This window comes from Pseudomonas sp. URIL14HWK12:I12 (assembly GCF_003097135.1).
Lineage (GTDB): Bacteria > Pseudomonadota > Gammaproteobacteria > Pseudomonadales > Pseudomonadaceae > Aquipseudomonas.
Map to the genome: position 1 here is coordinate 1 of NZ_QEQL01000009.1, position 16,361 is coordinate 16,361.

Annotated in this window: 18 protein-coding genes, 1 tRNA gene and 1 pseudogene; 6 read left to right on the top strand and 14 right to left on the bottom strand. The window is 62.7% G+C overall.

Going from position 1 to position 16,361, the window contains the following annotated elements; genetic code table 11:
* The 6 genes and pseudogenes from F474_RS21820 to F474_RS21845 form a co-directional block, all read right to left on the bottom strand.
* Positions 1–456 (bottom strand): annotated as a pseudogene (locus F474_RS21820) (transposase); the annotation flags it as partial.
* Between the two features lie 342 nt (positions 457–798).
* Positions 799–872 (bottom strand) — tRNA-Gly (locus F474_RS21825).
* Positions 873–989: 117 nt separating this feature from the next.
* Complete coding sequence (locus F474_RS21830; RefSeq protein ID WP_097089379.1) at positions 990–1,682, bottom strand: pseudouridine synthase; 693 nt, start codon at positions 1,680–1,682, stop codon at positions 990–992.
* Entirely contained in the window at positions 1,672–1,893 is a 222-nt protein-coding gene (locus F474_RS21835; RefSeq protein ID WP_097089377.1) for a cysteine-rich CWC family protein, read from the bottom strand. The genes F474_RS21830 and F474_RS21835 overlap by 11 nt, the downstream gene beginning before the upstream one ends.
* The gene (locus tag F474_RS21840; protein WP_097089375.1) at positions 1,865–3,352 is read right to left on the bottom strand and encodes a diguanylate cyclase domain-containing protein; all 1,488 of its coding nucleotides are present in this window, start codon (positions 3,350–3,352) and stop codon (positions 1,865–1,867) included. The genes F474_RS21835 and F474_RS21840 overlap by 29 nt, the downstream gene beginning before the upstream one ends.
* Before the next feature lie 78 nt (positions 3,353–3,430).
* A complete protein-coding gene (locus F474_RS21845; RefSeq protein WP_097089373.1) occupies positions 3,431–4,060 on the bottom strand; it encodes an energy transducer TonB in 630 nt (209 codons plus the stop codon).
* 95 nt (positions 4,061–4,155) lie between these two features.
* Between F474_RS21845 and F474_RS21850 the strand changes: the two genes are divergently transcribed.
* Positions 4,156–4,947, top strand: coding sequence for a class I SAM-dependent methyltransferase (locus tag F474_RS21850; RefSeq protein ID WP_097089371.1), 792 nt, complete (start codon positions 4,156–4,158; stop codon positions 4,945–4,947).
* On the opposite strand, the gene glpD is transcribed toward F474_RS21850, so the two are convergent.
* From glpD to F474_RS21870, 4 genes are all read right to left on the bottom strand, one after another.
* Positions 4,944–6,470, bottom strand: coding sequence for a glycerol-3-phosphate dehydrogenase (glpD, locus tag F474_RS21855; RefSeq protein WP_097089369.1), 1,527 nt, complete (start codon positions 6,468–6,470; stop codon positions 4,944–4,946). The genes F474_RS21850 and glpD overlap by 4 nt on opposite strands.
* Before the next feature lie 200 nt (positions 6,471–6,670).
* On the bottom strand, positions 6,671–7,429 hold the full coding sequence (locus F474_RS21860) for a DeoR/GlpR family transcriptional regulator (RefSeq protein ID WP_097089366.1): 759 nt from the start codon (positions 7,427–7,429) through the stop codon (positions 6,671–6,673).
* Between the two features lie 71 nt (positions 7,430–7,500).
* The gene (locus F474_RS21865; RefSeq protein ID WP_097089364.1) at positions 7,501–7,983 is read right to left on the bottom strand and encodes a GreA/GreB family elongation factor; all 483 of its coding nucleotides are present in this window, start codon (positions 7,981–7,983) and stop codon (positions 7,501–7,503) included.
* A gap of 2 nt (positions 7,984–7,985) precedes the next feature.
* Positions 7,986–8,387 carry a hypothetical protein gene (locus F474_RS21870; RefSeq protein WP_097089362.1) on the bottom strand — a complete coding sequence of 134 codons (402 nt, stop codon included), beginning with the start codon at positions 8,385–8,387 and terminating at the stop codon, positions 7,986–7,988.
* A gap of 84 nt (positions 8,388–8,471) precedes the next feature.
* Here F474_RS21870 and earP point away from each other — a divergent pair, with 84 nt between their 5' ends.
* A complete protein-coding gene (gene earP, locus F474_RS21875; RefSeq protein ID WP_097089390.1) occupies positions 8,472–9,632 on the top strand; it encodes an elongation factor P maturation arginine rhamnosyltransferase EarP in 1,161 nt (386 codons plus the stop codon).
* Between the two features lie 48 nt (positions 9,633–9,680).
* Positions 9,681–10,250 carry an elongation factor P gene (gene efp, locus F474_RS21880; RefSeq protein WP_097089360.1) on the top strand — a complete coding sequence of 190 codons (570 nt, stop codon included), beginning with the start codon at positions 9,681–9,683 and terminating at the stop codon, positions 10,248–10,250.
* A gap of 356 nt (positions 10,251–10,606) precedes the next feature.
* On the opposite strand, the gene F474_RS21885 is transcribed toward efp, so the two are convergent.
* Both F474_RS21885 and F474_RS21890 read right to left on the bottom strand, forming a co-directional pair.
* A complete protein-coding gene (locus F474_RS21885) occupies positions 10,607–11,035 on the bottom strand; it encodes an organic hydroperoxide resistance protein (protein ID WP_097089358.1) in 429 nt (142 codons plus the stop codon).
* Positions 11,036–11,174: 139 nt separating this feature from the next.
* Complete coding sequence (locus F474_RS21890) at positions 11,175–11,645, bottom strand: MarR family winged helix-turn-helix transcriptional regulator (RefSeq protein ID WP_097089356.1); 471 nt, start codon at positions 11,643–11,645, stop codon at positions 11,175–11,177.
* Between the two features lie 170 nt (positions 11,646–11,815).
* On the opposite strand from F474_RS21890, the gene F474_RS21895 reads away from it, so the two are divergent.
* The gene (locus tag F474_RS21895; protein WP_256577854.1) at positions 11,816–12,577 is read left to right on the top strand and encodes a sulfite exporter TauE/SafE family protein; all 762 of its coding nucleotides are present in this window, start codon (positions 11,816–11,818) and stop codon (positions 12,575–12,577) included.
* Here F474_RS21895 and F474_RS21900 read toward each other — a convergent pair.
* Positions 12,567–13,421, bottom strand: coding sequence for a LysR substrate-binding domain-containing protein (locus tag F474_RS21900; RefSeq protein WP_097089353.1), 855 nt, complete (start codon positions 13,419–13,421; stop codon positions 12,567–12,569). The two genes, F474_RS21895 and F474_RS21900, sit on opposite strands and share 11 nt — an antisense overlap.
* A gap of 103 nt (positions 13,422–13,524) precedes the next feature.
* Between F474_RS21900 and F474_RS21905 the strand changes: the two genes are divergently transcribed.
* Together F474_RS21905 and F474_RS21910 are read left to right on the top strand one after the other, a co-directional pair.
* Complete coding sequence (locus F474_RS21905) at positions 13,525–13,719, top strand: DUF1127 domain-containing protein (protein WP_097089350.1); 195 nt, start codon at positions 13,525–13,527, stop codon at positions 13,717–13,719.
* A 49-nt stretch (positions 13,720–13,768) separates the two neighbouring features.
* Positions 13,769–14,944: a winged helix-turn-helix domain-containing protein gene (locus F474_RS21910; protein ID WP_097089348.1), complete on the top strand. Its 1,176-nt coding sequence runs from the start codon at positions 13,769–13,771 to the stop codon at positions 14,942–14,944.
* On the opposite strand, the gene F474_RS21915 is transcribed toward F474_RS21910, so the two are convergent.
* Complete coding sequence (locus tag F474_RS21915; RefSeq protein ID WP_097089385.1) at positions 14,925–16,271, bottom strand: class II 3-deoxy-7-phosphoheptulonate synthase; 1,347 nt, start codon at positions 16,269–16,271, stop codon at positions 14,925–14,927. The genes F474_RS21910 and F474_RS21915 overlap by 20 nt on opposite strands.
* Positions 16,272–16,361 lie beyond the last annotated feature (90 nt).

Genomic DNA, 16,361 nt, shown 5'->3' on the forward strand with positions numbered 1-16,361 from the left:
ACATCTCCGCTTTCTAGCCAGGCGTGTTTGATCAAGCCAAGCAGACGTTGATCTTCTTTTGCTCGGGCAGATTGAGGCTCGGGCAGCCAGGCGTAGTAGCCGATAGGGTGCACCTTGAGGGTTTGGCAAAGGCGCCGAACCGGGTAATCAGTCGAGTGCTTCTTGATGAAGGCGTACTTCAGCCGCACTCCTTGGCAAAGTACGCGGCGGCCTTTTCAAGATGTCTCGCTCTTCCGTCACGCGCTTGAGCTCAGCGCGCAGCTTGCGCAGTTCGGCCTGCTGATCGCCGTCTTGCTGACGCTGCTCTTGGGGCTTGCTGTAGACCTTGATCCAGGCGTAAAGGCTGTGCACGGACATGCCCAGGCGCTGGGCGACATCGGCGACGGGTTTGCCTTTTTCGGTCACTTGCTTGACCGCTTCGATCTTGAATTCTTCGGGGTAACGCTGACGACTCATGGCACCTCTTATTTGGGCCTCATTATGAGGCTTGGAGGTGTCTATGAAACCAGGGGCGATTCACTATTTGGGTTGGGTCGGATTGGCTCGATTCGATTTGGGGTGACCTGAGGGTAGCGAGGGATGGCTCGCAGACATGGCGTCGGAACGAGTCTTTTAGGATGTATTCCAGGGCAGTGGGGCAGGTCGCTACCGGTCGATTCATCCGTACGGACAGCGTCGACGGTGCACCAGATTTTGGTGACTCTCGGGTAGGGATTTGAAAGCTGGAAGGATAGGCTTTGATGGGACTTCAGGGCTGGGTGGGATTGCCTGGAATGCCCGGGTTTACTGGTTTGGAGGTGGAGCGGGTAGAGGGAATCGAACCCTCAACTAAAGCTTGGGAAGCTTTCGTTTTACCACTAAACTATACCCGCTCGAAGGGTGCACTTTTTACCAGAACCACCCCCGGTTGGGAACCCCACCCTCGAAATAAATCTCCCGTTGCAGAGCCTGGCATCTCTCGCCCCTTCGCTCGCAGCCTGCCCAACCCGTCACACCAACCCGATCTCCTCGCTCCTCAAAGCCCTGTATTGCCCCGGCCTTAGCCTCGGGTCCAGCTGCAGCGGCCCCATGCTCAGCCGGTGCAGGCCAGTCACACGGTTGTGGAAATGGCCGAACATGCGCTTGACCTGATGGTAGCGGCCTTCCACCAGGCTCAGCTCGGCCTTATGGCTACCCAACCGAATGAGGGTGGCGGGTTGGGTGGTGAGGTTCTCGTAGGCGAAGTACAGGCCCTCTGCGAACACCTTGGCGTAGTACTCCTCAATCGGCTGCTCGGTGTATACGCGGTAGCGCTTGTGCTGCTGGCTGCCGGGCTGGGTGAGGCGGCGTGACCACTGGCCGTCGTTGGTGAGGATCAACAAACCCGTGGTGTGATAGTCGAGCCGCCCGGCCAGGTGCAGGCCCTGGCGGTGCTCGGGGGCGAGCAGGTCCAGCACGGTGCGGTGGCTGGGGTCGGTGGTGGCACTCACGCAGCCGGTGGGTTTGTGCAACATGTAGTAGCGTGCCGGCTCGCCGGCTTGCAGCAAGTGCTCGTCGACTTCGGCGCGGTCAAAGGCACTCACTTCATGCGCTGGCTCCCGGCATACCTGCCCATTGACCCGTGCGCGGCCTTGGGCAAGCGCGAGCCGCGCCTGCTGGCGGTTGAACGGGCCGCGTAGGGCAATCAGGCGGTCAAGGCGCATGCTGTTGCAGCTGTTCAAGCACGCCGGCGCAGCGCGGGCAAAGGCAACGCGCATTGCGCAGCTCGGGCGGCAGCGCCTGCAGGCGTTCGGCACTGATGCTCACGCCGAAGCACCAGCACGGTTCAGCTGTGCCGGCTGCCACGGCACAGCCGTTGCGAGCGCCGCAGGCCGGGCACAGGGTTTCAGGCGCGGGGGCTGTTGGCTTGTTCACTGCACACTCGGTTGCGGCCGCTCTGCTTGGCGCGGTAGAGCGCGTTGTCGGCACGGGCGATGATTCTTTCGAGATTGTCGCCCGGCTGCATCAGCGTCAGGCCTACGCTGGTGGTTATACGCAGCGCTTTGCCGCGGTAATGGAACACATGAGCCTCGGTGCGCTGGCGCACTTTCTCGGCGATGGCCTGGGCCGCGTTGCCGTCGGTGTCCTTGAGCAACACGATGAATTCTTCCCCGCCCCAGCGGCTGATGATGTCGCTGTGGCGCAGCGTGTCGCGCAGCACCTCGGCAAAGCCGGCCAGCACCTCGTCGCCGGCCAGGTGGCCGTGGGTGTCATTGAGCACTTTGAATTTGTCGAGGTCGAGCATCAGCGCGCTCAAGGGCGCCCCGGTGCGCTGCACGTCGCTCAGCGCCTGGCCGGCCAACAGGTTGAAGCCGCGGCGGTTGGGCAGGTCGGTCAGGCTGTCCTGGGTCGCCAGGGCTTCCACCTGGCGCTGGTAACGGCGCAATACATGGCTGAACACTAGCACCATCAGCACGATCGCCAGGCCGCAGATGGCAAGGTTCAGGTACAGCGACTGGCGGATGCCGGAGAGTGCGCCGTTTTCGCGCGTGTCGACGAACAGGTACCAGTGCAGCTCTGGCAGATAGCGAACGTTGAGGAAGTGGCCCGTGCCTTGCTCGCTGTACTCATACTGGCCATCAGCGGGCCTGGGCAGCCGCGCCATGAGGTCGGCCAGCGCCGGCAAGCTCTGAAGAGCAGTACCGGCACGCGCGCCGCCCGGCCCGCCATCGGCGCCTGTGAGCATTAGCGTGCCTTGGCTGTCAGCGAAATACACTTGGCGCCCGTAGCGCTGTTGGTAGCGGTCCAGCAGCTTGACCACTGCGTCCACCGTGAGCCCGACCCCGGTGGCACCGATGAAGCGGCCTTGGTAATCGAACACTTTGTAGTTGATGAAAAAGGTGAGCTTGTCCTGATTGGCCATGTCCAGGTCGACGTTGATCTCCGAGGGCTCGGCCATTTCGCGTACGCGCATGTACCACGCGTCGCGAGGCTCCGCCGGGTCGATGTGCTTGAGCACACCCTTGGCCTGGTAGTAAGTGCGGGTTTGCTCGGATACGAAGAACGCGGTGTAGGCGCCGTAGTGCTCCATCACCTCGTTGAGGTAGCGGGTCATCTGTTGCGGGTTTTGCTCGCCGCTCATCACCCAATCGCGCAGAAAGGTGTCGCGCGACATCATCGAGGCAATCAGCGCCGGGCGAATCAGGTCCTTCTGGATTTCCGAATAGACGGTGTCGGAGGTTAGCGGCAGCTCCGTATTGATGATGCTGTCGCGGATCGAGCTACGCGAGGCGTAGTAGCTGAGTAAGGAGGTGGCGATCAGCGCGCCGGCCAGCAGCATCACCAGTGCCGTAATCAGCGGCCTTTGGGAGAAGAGGGAGGAGCGCGAAGGCATGTCGGTTCCGTGAGCTAGTGTCCTGTTGCCAGCATTCTACGTGGAATACGTGGCGTGCGAAGCGCTAAAAGGCTGGGCTCAGGCGGCAACGCGGATGTTCTGCAGCACCACCGGGCGAGCCCAGGCTTCGTCGAACTGCAGCTCATATTGCTGCTGCGCCATCTCGGTGGCCGAGTAGGGCGTATTGGGGGGCGGCAGCAGGTCGGTCTCGAATTCCGCGATCGGTAAATAGAGCGAGCGGGGCGAGGGGCCGGGGCCCGGCGTAGGGATAGCTTTGCCGTAGTTCATCACCACCGGGCGTGCCCACGCTTCGTCGAATTGCAGCTCGTACTGCTGCTGCGCAATCTCCGCAGGCGGGTAGGGTGTCGCAGGTTTGGGCAGCAGGTCGGTATCGAACTCTGCAATCGGCAGGAACAGCGGCTTGGGTGGCTCGATCACCTTCTCGGTGATGGGGCAGGCACGCTGGTCGTTGATTTGTTCGAGGGTTGGCTCGCCACTGGCCGGCGCTGCGTTTTCGTCGATGGGCTGCGCGAGCAGTTCGAAGGCACCTTCGGCACCGGCTTCGATATCGCCCCGGCGCTCGGCCTGCGCGCGAGCGAAGAAGTCCTGCCACAGCGTGCTGCTGCCGCCAAGGGTCTGGACGTTGCGCTGGCTGTAGTTCCCGACAGGGGAGACGTAACCGACAGGGGCGGAGACGAAATCGGACATGGGATTCGGGCGCTGGGCTGAGTTCTGGCAAAATACCGGACACTGTTGCTATCGGCTAGCCCGGCCGTCGCTTTAACCCCGTTGCGAGAAACCCCATGCCAGACCGACAGACGGCGCCTGTATTGCAAGTCCAGGCCCTAGGCGATGCTTATTCCTCCCTTGCCCGGCAGTGGGCCGAGCGCCTGGGGTTGCCGTTGTTCGATGGCTCTGCAGAGCTTGCCTTGCAGGTAGGGGAGCCGGGCCTGCAGCTGCAACTGCTTGGCCCTCAGGCACCGGGGCCGGTGCGAGTGGACTTCGTCGAGGGCGCCGCAGCCCACCGGCGACAGTTCGGCGGTGGTAGCGGGCAGATGATTGCCAAGGCGGTTGGCCTGCAGGCCGGCGTACGCCCTCAGGTGCTCGATGCCACCGCAGGCCTGGGTGGCGACGCGTTCGTGCTTGCGTGCCTGGGCTGCCCACTGCAGTTGATCGAGCGCCAGCCGGTGATCGCTGCGTTGTTGGAAGATGGCCTGGCGCGCGCTGCGCAGTCGGCCGAGACTGCCGATATCGCAGCGCGCATGCAGTTGCTCCAGGGCAACGCCATCGACGTGATGGGCCACTGGCACGGCGAGCCTCCGCAGGTGATCTACCTGGACCCGATGTTTCCCCATCGCGACAAAAGCGCGTTGGTGAAAAAAGAGATGCGCCTGTTTCGGCCCTTGGTAGGGGATGACCTGGACGCGCCTGCGTTGCTGGAGGCTGCGCTGGCGCTGGCCAGCCACCGCGTGGTGGTCAAGCGGCCACGCAAGGCACCTGCCCTCGAAGGGCGGGCGCCTAGCTTGGTGATCGAGGGTAAGTCGAGCCGGTATGACGTCTACCCGCTCAAGGCGCTCAAGCCCCCGTCGCGTTAGGCTGCCTGGCTCTGGTGCTGCCGGCTCAGGTAGTCCCGCAGTGCCTGTTGCTGCTCGGGCGTGGTGAATAGGCCGAGCTTGGTGCGGCGCCACAGGATGTCGTCGGCTTCCAGTGCCCATTCTTCGCGGCACAGGTAATCCACCTCACGGGCCGTCAGGCCGCCGCCAAAGTCCTGGCCGAGGTCGTCGACGCCGCTGGCGCCTTCGAGCAGCGCCCAGCTGCGAGAGCCGTAAGTGGTGGCCCAGCGCTGTGCGATATCTGCCGGTAGCCAGGCATGGCGGGCGCGCAACTCGGTGGCCAGGGCTTGCGGGGTGGTCATGTTCTCGCCACCGGGCAGCGGTGCCTTGGCCGTCCAGCTGCCTTTCATGTTCGGGAACCATGGCGCCAGGTCGGCCATGGCCGACTCGGCCAGCTTGCGATAAGTGGTCAGCTTGCCACCAAACACCGACAACAGCGGTGGCTCGTTGCGTTCACCCGAAAGCGCCAAGGTGTAGTCGCGTGTAATTGCCGAGGGGTTGTCGGACTCGTCATTGCACAGCGGGCGGACGCCCGAGTAGGTGCGTACGATGTCATCGCGCGAGAGCTGCTGTTTGAAGTGGCCGTTGATCACCTGAAGGATGTAATCGGTTTCGGCTTCGGTGATCGCTACCTTGGCCGGGTCACCGGTGTATTCGCGGTCGGTGGTACCGATCAGCGTGAATTGCTCCATGTAAGGAATGGCAAACACGATGCGCTTGTCTTCATTCTGCAGAATGTAGGCATGCTCGCCTTCATACAGGCGGGGCACCACCAGGTGGCTGCCCTGGATGAGGCGGATACCGTAGGCCGACTCGAGCTTGAAGTCTTCACGCAGCAGTTGAGCGACCCACGGGCCTGCAGCGTTCACCAGCGCCTTGGCGCGAATCGAGAACTGCGTGCCGTCTGCCCGTTCCATGTTCAGGTGCCAGAGGCCCTGGCTACGGCGTGCACCCACGCAACGGGTGCGGGTATGGATGTGCGCGCCGTTGTCACGGGCAGCTTGAGCGTTGAGCACGACCAGCCGTGCATCGTCGACCCAGCAGTCGGAGTATTCGAAGCCACGCTTGAGTTCGGCCTTGAGCGGGTTGCGCGGGCCGAAGCGCAGGCTGCGCGACGCCGGGAGCTTTTCACGCTTGCCCAGGTGATCGTAGAGAAACAGGCCTGCGCGGATCATCCAGGCCGGGCGCAGGTGGGGCTGGTGCGGCAGCACGAAGCGCAGCGGCTTGACGATGTGCGGCGCTTTGGCGAGCAGCACTTCGCGCTCGGCAAGCGCTTCACGCACCAGGCGAAACTCATAGTGCTCAAGGTATCGCAGGCCGCCATGAATCAGCTTGCTGCTTGCCGACGAGGTGTGCTTGGCGAGGTCGTCGCGTTCGCACAGGAATACCGACAGGCCACGGCCAGCGGCGTCCGAAGCAATCCCGACGCCGTTGATGCCGCCACCGATCACGGCAACGTCATAGGCTTCGGCCAGAGGGGGGACGGGGGTAGTGTGTCGGGACATCGGGGCAGCCTCCCAGCATTCGCACGGCGGTGGTCGGTTTCGAATCCGCGTGAAACCGAACATTCAATGTTCATTTCCGAAAATAGTAGCGCAACAAAACGAGCATCGCTACCCACCTTCGATTGATAAATTCGATCAAAGTGCAAGAAAAAGAACATAAGCGAACATTGCCACCGCCGGCCGGCGGTGGCGGGGAGGGGTCAGACGACTTCCAGGCGTACTTTGTGCTCGTTGAGCACGGCCATCAGCGCGGGGGCGGGCGCTTCGTTGGTGACCAGGCAATCGACCAGCCCGATCGAGCCCATGCGCACCATGGCATTGCGCCCGAACTTGCTGGAGTCGGCGGCCAGGATCACCTGCCGGGCGTTGGCGATGATCGCCTGCGATACGCGCACTTCCTGATAATCGAAATCCAGCAGGCTGCCATCGCCTTCATCGATGCCGCTGATGCCGACCAAGGCGTAGTCGACCTTGAACTGCTGAATGAAATCGGCGCAAGCCTGGCCGACCACGCCGCCGTCGCGCCGCACGGTGCCGCCGGCCAGCAGCACTTCGAAGTCATCCTTGCCGCTCAGGATCGAAGCCACATGGATATTGTTGGTGATGATCTTGAGCTGGTGATGGTTGAGCAGCGCCCGGGCGATGCATTCGGTGGTGGTACCGATGTTGATGAACAGCGAGGCGTGATCCGGCACCTGCTCGGCCACTTTGTCGGCGATACGCTGCTTCTCGTCGCGCATCTGGTCGGCGCGCATGGCGTAGGCGGTGTTCTCGATACTCGAGTCATAGGCTGCGCCACCGTGGTAGCGGCGCAGCAGGTTGCTCTCGGCCAGTTGGTTGATGTCGCGGCGAATGGTCTGAGGGGTGACGACGAATTGCTGGGCCATCTCCTCGATGCTGACGTAACCGCGCTCACGCACCAGTTCGAGGATCTGCTGCTGGCGGGGGGGCAGGTTCATAGGAGTCCTTGGGCTGCCTTCGGGATGGCCGCATCATGCCGGAGCAGGCAGCCGCAAAACAATGCATGGGGTTATTGCACTGCGACGATGGCATAGCCTTTGGCGCCACCTTCGAGGCTGAGGGTGACTTCATCGCCTTCGCCCAGCCCCCGCAATGCCTGGCCTAACGGCGCCTGTAGGGTGATGACCAACCAGGCCTGGCCGCCCAGTTCCAGGCGCAGGCCCGCAGCATCCGGGCCCAGGAACAGGTTGCGGCTGCTGCCGTCATCGGCGCGCAGGTTGAGCATGTCACCGGTGCGAATGCCAATCTCTGGATCGTGCGGTTGCACCTTCAAGGCCCGGTAGCGCGCAAGCGCCTGGGCGATTTCCTGCAGCCGCCGAGCCTGGCCGTGGGCCAGGTATGAGGCTTCCAGCCCCCGGGTGTCATATTTGTTCTCGGCTTTGCTCTGTTCGTGAGTAGCGGCGTCGCGTGCGGTTTGCACGGCGCGCATCAGCAGGTCGTGATCTTGCTCGAGCTTGGCGACGATGCCCGCCAGTAACGCGGTTTTGTTCATGATCAATGGCACAGGCGCGCGACATTTTCGCGGCTTTGGTCGGTAGGGGCGTTGCGCGACTGCTCCAGCCAGAACTGGCATTGCAGGTTGCTCTGGTTGGCAGGGTCGCGGCGCGCGGCGTCTTCATACTGGCGCAGCGCCTGGCTGTGCAGGTTCTGCTGATATTGCTGGAACATAGCCTCGCTGCCCGGTTGGGCAGGGCTGGGCCCGGCTGGCACAGCTGCTTCTGGCGCCGGGGACGCAGCGGGTGCTCGGCTGGCAGTAGGCGCCGGGAGGGGCGGCAACGGCGCTGCAGGCAGGTAGCGCCACGCAAGCCAGGCGCTCAGCCCTATTGCCACTGCGCCGAGCCACAGGCCCAGGGCGATGCAGAGCACCAGTTGCAGAGGGGAAAAGCGGCTGTTCATGAGTGTGCCCCCAAGGCGGAATTAACGGCCATTGTGGCACAGCCGCAAGGCTTTGCTTGGCGGGTGCAGCGGGCTGCGCGCAAAATGCGCCTTCTTTTCAGTGAGGCATGGGTTTTGTCGCGGCCAAGTTGGGATATCTTCTGCAAAGTCGTAGATAACTTTGGTGACATTGGGGTCACCTGGCGCCTGGCACGGCAATTGGTGGCCGAGCACGGCTTGCAGGTGCGCCTGTGGGTCGATCATCTGCCCTCGTTCGTTCGCTTGTGCCCGCAGGCTATGGCGAACGCCCCGCAGCAGTGGCATGAAGGCGTCCAGATACGGCAATGGCCCGAGCCCTGGCAGCCTGCACAGGTGGCGCCGGTGGTGATCGAGGCCTTCGGCTGCAAGCTGCCAGAGGCTTATGTGCAGGCCATGGCCGCGCAGGCTCAACTCTCGCTCTGGCTGAACCTGGATTACCTGAGTGCCGAACCCTGGGTAGGTGGCTGCCATGGCCTGCCATCGTTTTCGGCAACGGGTTACCGCAAGTTTTTCTTTTTCCCCGGTTTTCGCCCCGATACGGGCGGCCTGCTGCGCGAGCAGGGCCTGCTCGCCCGTCGAGATGCCTTCGATGAAGCCGCGCGCGAGCGGTTCCTGCGCAGCCTGAGTGTCATTCGCCGGCCCGGTGCCTTGCTGGTGTCACTGTTCGCTTATGAAAACCCCAGCTTGCCCAGCTGGCTGGGCGCAATGGCTGCGGGCCCCCTGCCGATCCAACTGCTGGTGCCGGAAGGCAAGGCCCTGGGTGACGTAAACCACTGGTTGGGCCAGCCGCTGGCGGTAGGCGAGCAGGCAGAACGCGGGCGCCTGCACATCCAGGTGCTGCCGTTCGTGCCACAGCAGGATTACGACCGGCTGCTCTGGGCGTGTGACTTCAATGCGGTAAGAGGCGAGGACTCCTTCGTACGCGCCCAATGGGCGGGCCGGCCTATGCTCTGGCATATCTATCGCCAGGACGAAGATGTTCATCTGGACAAGCTCGAAGCTTTTCTCGAGTTGTACAGCCAGTGTGGTTTACCGGTGCCGGCCCAGGCCGCGCTGCTGGGGCTGTGGCGTGCCTGGAATCGCAGCCTTGACATGGCCGCCCCTTGGCAGCAATGGCTTGCCCACCGGGAAACACTGGTTGAGCATGCCCGCCAGTGGTGCGCCGAGCAGGCCGCTCGGCTGGACCTCGCTACGGCGCTGGTTAAATTTCACCGAAATTGGCTATGATATGCGGCTTGAATTTGTCACCACCCCCACCGAATCCGGAATTTTGTAATGAAAACTGGTAAAGAGCTGAAACCCGGTACCGTACTGCGCATCGATAACGATCCATGGCTGGTACAAAAGGCAGAGTTCACCAAGTCGGGTCGCAACAGCGCGATCATGAAGACCAAGCTGAAAAACCTGCTGACCGGTTACAAAACCGAAACTGTCTATTTCGCCGACGACAAGCTCGATGACGTGATCCTGGACCGCAAGGAAGTTACCTTGTCGTTCATCAGCGGCGACTCCTACACCTTCATGGACACCACCGACTTCACCATGTATGAGCTGAACGCCGAAGACATCGACGCCGTTCTGCCGTACGTCGAAGAAGGCATGGAAGACGTCTGCGCCCTGACCATGTACGAAGAGAAAGTCGTATCGGTCGAGTTGCCGACCACCATCAGCCGCAAGGTCGTGTACACCGAAAACGCTGCCCGTGGTGATACCTCCGGCAAGGTCATGAAGCCTGCGAAGCTGTCCAACGGCACTGAAATCCAGGTAGCCGACTTCATCGAGATCGACGAAATGATCGACATCGATACTCGCGACGGTTCGTTCAAGAGCCGTTCGAAGAAGTAATCGCCTCGTTGCGATGCAAAAAAACCCGCCGATGGCGGGTTTTTTGTTGCTGGTCGCTACCGAGCGACACAGGCGCCTCGTGGCGCTTCAGGGGGAGCCCGCCTGTTCGCCGACTACCCAGCGCCCAAACTTCTTGGCCGAAAACGAAAAACCCGCCGAAGCGGGTTCTTTGCCATTACCATTCCAGCATCCTGCCGGCAGCCTTTCATGGCCATGGTCGACCGTCCTTGATCGTCACACTGCATTCCGTCGCAGTGCGTTGGTAGGTGTAGATTAAGGCCGGCGCGGGTCGGCCAAAAGTGGTGATTGCCACTACCGCATGTAAGCCATTGCCGACTCGAGGCCTACGCCAGGGCTCAGACGCTCACATGCAGGCGCACATCGACGTTACCGCGGGTAGCGTTGGAATATGGGCAAACCAGGTGTGCGGCATCCACCAACGCTTGCGCTTGGGCTTGCTCGAGGCCCGGCAGTTCGATATGCAGGTCGATATCCAGGCCGAAGCCGCCTTCGATCTGGCCAATACCCACATCGGCACTCACCCGCACACTGGCCGGCACGCTGAGTTTTTGCTGGGCCGCCACAAACTTCAACGCCCCGATGAAGCAAGCGGAGTAACCGGCTGCGAACAGCTGCTCCGGGTTTGTACCTTCGCCGCCGGCGCCGCCCAGCGCTTTGGGGGTGGTCAGTTTCACATCCAAGGCGTGATCGTTGGAAACGGCACGGCCGTCGCGGCCGCCGGTGGCGGAAGAGGTAGCGGTGTAGATGGCGGTGAAATGAGTCATGATAGGGCCCTTTTGATGTGCATTAATATTTTGCGTACAAGATATATGGTTAAAGTTAGCGATGTTTTATTTTGCGCGCAAGATAAAATGTGGCTTTGTGGATGAGCGGTCAACGGCCCGACCGCATCACCCAGACTCCCTACATTTTTGCCTGTAGCTGCTTTCGCAGGCCCAGCAGTTGCTCCTGCATCTGCTGCAGGTCTTCAACGTCAGAACCCGTGGCCTCGACGATACACCCGGGTACCGACTGGGCCTTGGCCTTGAGCTGGCGGCCGGCTTCGGTGAGGTTTACCAGCACGACGCGCTCATCTTCCTTGCTGCGTGTGCGGCTGAGCAGGCCTTCACTCTCCAGGCGCTTGAGCAGAGGGGTCAGCGAGCCGGGGTCGGTCAGCAGCCGGTTGCTGATCTCACCCACGGTCAAGCCGTCCCGCTCCCACAGTACCAGCATGGTCAGGTACTGCGGGTAGGTCAGCCCCATTGCCTGGAGCAAAGGTTTATAAACCTTCGTCATCATCAACGAGGTCGAATACAGGGCAAAGCACAGCTGGTTATCCAGCAATAAAGGGTCGCTGGAAGCTGCGGGCGTTACGCGAGAAGTGTCGGTGCTCATGCTGGTCCTTCATCCAAGGCCGGTGCGGCAGTGCGTGCCGCTCATGTATTTAGTGTGCCAGTGAATGTCGCTGGGCTCCATTTGCGTTGGCTGGCCACATGAAATACTGAGCGGTGCGCGTTCGCATAAGTTCGTTCTATGTTGGTTTGCATTACCCTGCGCGCTCACCGGTGAGGAGATGGGTAGTGGATATCCTGTTTTACGCAGTGCTGGGCGCTGGCATGGGGGCCTTGGGGGGCTTGTTCGGCATTGGCGGAGGGCTGATCGCGATTCCGGCGTTGGGTTTGTTGTTCGGGCTTGATCAGGCGTTGGCTCAAGGCACCGCACTGGTGATGGTGGTCCCGAACGTGATGCTTGCCTTGTGGCGCTACCATCAACGCAATCGTATCGACCTTCGGCACGCGCTGGCGTTGGGCTTGGCCGGCTTCGTCTTCGCCTGGGCCGGCTCGATGATCGCGGTGGGCTTGGATGCCGCAGCGATGCGCTGGGGGTTCATCGTGTTCCTGGTGCTGCTGGCGGGCTTCAACGCGTGGCGCACCTTCCAGGTCACGTCGCCAGCGGCCGGGCAGGTGCGCCACGGTTGGCCGGCACTGGCAGCCTTGGGGGCGGCATCGGGCGCATTGGGCGGCTTTTTCGGCGTCGGCGGGGCAGTGGTGGCCACCCCGGTGCTGACAGGTACCTTCGGCACTACCCAGGTGGTGGCGCAGGGTTTGTCGCTTGCGCTGGCCTTGCCCAGCACGGGGGTCACCCTGCTCACCTATGCGCTGCATGACCAGGTACTGTGGCGCATGGGGGTGCCGATGTCGCTGGGTGGGTTGCTCAGCATCAGTTGGGGCGTGCGTGCGGCCTACGCCTTGCCCGAGCGCGCCCTGCGCCGGTTGTTCTGTGTGTTTCTACTGATATGCGCGTTGTTGCTCGCCTTCAAAGCCTGAACCCTTCGGCAATATGCTCAGCCAGGGTGTCGAGCATCGGCGAATGGCTGGCCGGGTTACGCAGCAGCATGATGTTGGCCAGGGGCAATAATGGCAGGCCCTCGGCCTCCCCGAGGATGCGCATGTCGGCGGTCATCAGGCTCTGCAGTTGCGCCGTGACCGCCAGGCCCGCACTCACCACTGCCATGATCGCCGCCAGGCTTGGGCTGCTGTAAGCCACTCGATAGGCTCGGCCGCCAGTGTCCAGGGCATTACAGGCCCATTGCCGGCAGAAGCAGTCGTTGTTGAACATCGCAAGTGGCATCGGGTCTTGCTCGTGCGGTGCAAAGCCCGCCGCTTCGGCCCAGACGAACCGTTCCTGGCGGAGCAGCAGGCCCATGTTCTCGCCGGGCTGGCGGGTGACGATAGTCAGGTCCAGGTCGTTGCGCTGCAGCAATTGCGTGGAGTTTTCGCAATGTACCTCCACCTGCACCAACGGGTACGCCTGGGCGAACCCCGAGAGGATGCCCGGCAGGAAGCGCATGGCGTAGTCATCCGGGGTGCCTATGCGCACGGTGCCGACCATGTGCGGCTGGCGCAGGGTATTGATCGCCTCACTGTGCAGTTTGAGGATGCGCCGTGCGTAGCCCAGCAGTACTTGGCCCTCGGCGGTCAAGCGCACTTGGCGCCCATCGCGCTCGAACAGCTTGCGCTGAAGCACGTCTTCTTCGAGCCGCTTGATCTGCATGCTCACGGCCGACTGGGTGCGGTTGACCTTGTCGGCCGCACGGGTGAAGCCGCCTTCCTCTGCAATGGTTACAAAGGTGCGCAGCACATCGGAGTCGATGCTTTGGTAGCCAGTCATTGCCATCAATCTCTGAGATGGGTCGCATAAGAAACATTCGTTGGATTGATCCTAACCTGCTCCCCGACACTGGCGCCATACCCACTGAGCGGGCAGCACGGTAATGAACAAGCAGAGAGGCTTTTTGCAACTGAGCGCAGCACCTTGGCGCATTGCCACGCGTTGGTACGAGCTGTTTCGCCAGCGTCAGCAATTGGCCACGCTGAGCGACGCAGCGCTCAAGGATCTGGGCTTGTCGCGGGCCGATATCTGGGAAGAAAGCGAACGTTCTTTCTGGGATGATCCGTTGCGCAAGTGAGGGGCGGGTTCTATGGTTGAGGCCTTCATGCCTTGGAGCCTCGCCCCCCATGATCGAGCTTTCGAATCGCCAGGCCCGCCGCGTCGCCCTGGCTGCGCAAGGGTTTGGTAGCCGCGCCGCCGGGACCGGAACCGATACCGGGGCTACTAACCGAGCCCTTCAAGCGATGATCCAACGCTTGGGCGCTTTGCAACTGGACTCGGTCAACGCTGTGGCGCGCTCGCATTATCTGCCGCTGTTTTCGCGGCTGGGCCATTACCCGCGCGAAACGCTCGACACGTTGGCCTGGGGCCCCAAGCGCCAGCAGCGGCTGTTCGAGGCCTGGGGGCATGAAGCGTCGTTGTTGCCGCTGAGCCTGCAACCGGCCTTGCGTTGGCGGCATGCATGCGCGGCCCGGGGCGAAGGTATCTACCAGGGCCTGGCACGGTTCGGTAGGGAGCGCCGGGAGGTGCTCGACCGTGTGCTGGACCAAGTGGCCAGCCGGGGGGCGCTGCCTGCCGGGGCGCTCAACACCCGCGAAGGCAAGGCCGGCCCCTGGTGGGATTGGAGTGAGGAAAAACAGGCGTTCGAGTGGCTGTTCGCCGCTGGGGAGCTGTGTGTCGCTACCCGGCGCGGCTTTGAACGCATCTATGACCTGCCCGAGCGCGTGCTGCCCGGCGCGGTGCTGGCACAGGCTACGCCCAGCGAAGCCGAAGGCCAGCGCACCCTGATGCTGCACGCTGCCCAGGCGCTCGGGGTGGCTACCGAGAAAGATTTGCGCGATTACTTTCGTCTTGTGCCGGCCGATGCCAAAGCGCGCCTAGCCGAGCTGGTGGAAGAAGGCGCATTGCTGCCGTGCCGGGTCGAAGGCTGGAAGCAGCCGGCCTGGTGCGTGGCAGGCCTGAAGGTGCCCCGCAAGGTCCAGGCCAGCGCCTTGCTCTCGCCGTTCGACTCGCTGATGTGGGAACGTTCGCGAGTGGAGCGCTTGTTCGAATTTCGCTACCGCCTGGAATTCTACGTGCCGCCCGCCAAACGCATCTATGGCTATTACGTGATGCCGTTTCTGCACCAGGAGCGGATCGAGGCCCGCGTAGACCTTCGCGCCGACCGTGCAACTGGCCGGCTGCGGGTGTTGGCGGTTCACGAGGAAAGCATTGGCCTGGACGCTCCGGCCCGTGCGGCGCTCGATGAGCAACTGCAGGGGCTGGCGACGTGGCTGGGGCTGGCTATCGAGCCGCTTGCTTGAGCGTTTCGGCGATCATGAACGCCAGCTCGAGCGACTGGTCGGCGTTCATCCGCGGGTCGCAATGAGTGTGATAGCGGTCGCTGAGTGCGTCTTCGGTGATCGGCCGTGCCCCACCGATGCATTCGGTCACGTTCTGCCCGGTCATTTCGATGTGGATACCGCCAGGGTAACTGCCCTCGGCCCGGTGCACCTGGAAGAACGCGTTCACTTCGTCAAGGATCTGCGCAAAATCGCGCGTTTTGTAGCCGCTGCTGGCTTTGATGGTATTGCCGTGCATCGGGTCGCTGCTCCAGAGCACCTGGCGGCCTTCACGTTGCACGGCTCGAATCAACGCCGGCAGGTGCGCTTCCACCTTGCCTGCGCCCATGCGCGCGATCAGGTTCAGGCGGCCTGGGTCATTGCTGGGGTTGAGCACGTCGATCAGCCGCAGTAACTCATCAGGGGCCATGCTCGGGCCTACCTTGACGCCGATCGGGTTGTTCACCCCGCGCAGAAATTCGACATGGGCGCCGTCGAGCTGGCGGGTGCGATCGCCGATCCACAGCATGTGGGCCGAGCAGTCGTACCAATCGTTGGTGAGGCTGTCGCGGCGCACGAACGCCTCTTCGAAGTTGAGCAGCAGCGCTTCGTGGGCGGTGAAGAAGCTCGTTTCGCGCAGTTGCGGTGCGTTTTCCATGCCTACTGCACGCATGAAGGCCAGGGTTTCGTCGATACGGTCAGCGAGGCGGTGGTATTTCTCAGCCAGGGCAGAGCCCGCGATGAAGTCCAGGTTCCAGCGGTGCACCTGGTGCAGGTCGGCGAAGCCGCCCTGGGCGAAGGCGCGCAGCAGGTTCAGGCTGGCGGTGGCCTGGTGGTAGGCCTGCATCAACCGCTCGGGGTCGGGGGTGCGGCTTTTCTCGTCGAAGCCGATGCCATTGACGATATCGCCCCGGTAAGCGGGCAGGGTGATGCCATTGAGGGTTTCATCCCCGGACGAGCGCGGCTTGGCGAACTGGCCGGCCATGCGCCCGACTTTCACCACCGGGCAGCCGGCCGCGAAGGTCATCACGATCGCCATCTGCAGCAGCACCTTGAAGGTGTCGCGGATCTTGGCGGCGGAAAACTCGGCGAAACTTTCGGCGCAGTCACCGCCTTGCAGAAGGAAGGCACGGCCCTGCGTGACCTCAGCGAATTGGCGGCGCAGTTCGCGGGCTTCGCCGGCGAACACCAGCGGCGGCATGGCAGCGAGCTTTTGCTCCACTGTGTGCAGGTGAGCGGCATCGGGGTAGACCGGCTGCTGGCCGATAGGCCGTTGGCGCCAGCTGTCGGGGGTCCAGGGTGTGGTCATGGCAGGGCTCTTGGGGCGGGCAAAAAGAGGGCGCCGATCATAGCACTGCTGGCGCCGGCCCATGGCATTGGCGACAATGGCCACTTTGAG

What these genes read in the sequence shown, in the direction of transcription:
- F474_RS21865 (WP_097089364.1), bottom strand. Translation starts at nt 7,983, where the DNA reads ATGAACAAAACCGCGTTACTGGCGGGCATCGTCGCCAAGCTCGAGCAA.
- F474_RS21850 (WP_097089371.1), top strand. Translation starts at nt 4,156, where the DNA reads ATGCCAGACCGACAGACGGCGCCTGTATTGCAAGTCCAGGCCCTAGGC.
- F474_RS21840 (WP_097089375.1), bottom strand. Translation starts at nt 3,352, where the DNA reads ATGCCTTCGCGCTCCTCCCTCTTCTCCCAAAGGCCGCTGATTACGGCA.
- F474_RS21885 (WP_097089358.1), bottom strand. Translation starts at nt 11,035, where the DNA reads ATGACTCATTTCACCGCCATCTACACCGCTACCTCTTCCGCCACCGGC.
- F474_RS21845 (WP_097089373.1), bottom strand. Translation starts at nt 4,060, where the DNA reads ATGTCCGATTTCGTCTCCGCCCCTGTCGGTTACGTCTCCCCTGTCGGG.
- F474_RS21830 (WP_097089379.1), bottom strand. Translation starts at nt 1,682, where the DNA reads ATGCGCCTTGACCGCCTGATTGCCCTACGCGGCCCGTTCAACCGCCAG.
- glpD (WP_097089369.1), bottom strand. Translation starts at nt 6,470, where the DNA reads ATGTCCCGACACACTACCCCCGTCCCCCCTCTGGCCGAAGCCTATGAC.
- F474_RS21915 (WP_097089385.1), bottom strand. Translation starts at nt 16,271, where the DNA reads ATGACCACACCCTGGACCCCCGACAGCTGGCGCCAACGGCCTATCGGC.
- F474_RS21870 (WP_097089362.1), bottom strand. Translation starts at nt 8,387, where the DNA reads ATGAACAGCCGCTTTTCCCCTCTGCAACTGGTGCTCTGCATCGCCCTG.
- F474_RS21860 (WP_097089366.1), bottom strand. Translation starts at nt 7,429, where the DNA reads ATGAACCTGCCCCCCCGCCAGCAGCAGATCCTCGAACTGGTGCGTGAG.
- efp (WP_097089360.1), top strand. Translation starts at nt 9,681, where the DNA reads ATGAAAACTGGTAAAGAGCTGAAACCCGGTACCGTACTGCGCATCGAT.
- F474_RS21900 (WP_097089353.1), bottom strand. Translation starts at nt 13,421, where the DNA reads ATGACTGGCTACCAAAGCATCGACTCCGATGTGCTGCGCACCTTTGTA.
- earP (WP_097089390.1), top strand. Translation starts at nt 8,472, where the DNA reads ATGCGCCTTCTTTTCAGTGAGGCATGGGTTTTGTCGCGGCCAAGTTGG.
- F474_RS21890 (WP_097089356.1), bottom strand. Translation starts at nt 11,645, where the DNA reads ATGAGCACCGACACTTCTCGCGTAACGCCCGCAGCTTCCAGCGACCCT.
- F474_RS21905 (WP_097089350.1), top strand. Translation starts at nt 13,525, where the DNA reads ATGAACAAGCAGAGAGGCTTTTTGCAACTGAGCGCAGCACCTTGGCGC.
- F474_RS21910 (WP_097089348.1), top strand. Translation starts at nt 13,769, where the DNA reads ATGATCGAGCTTTCGAATCGCCAGGCCCGCCGCGTCGCCCTGGCTGCG.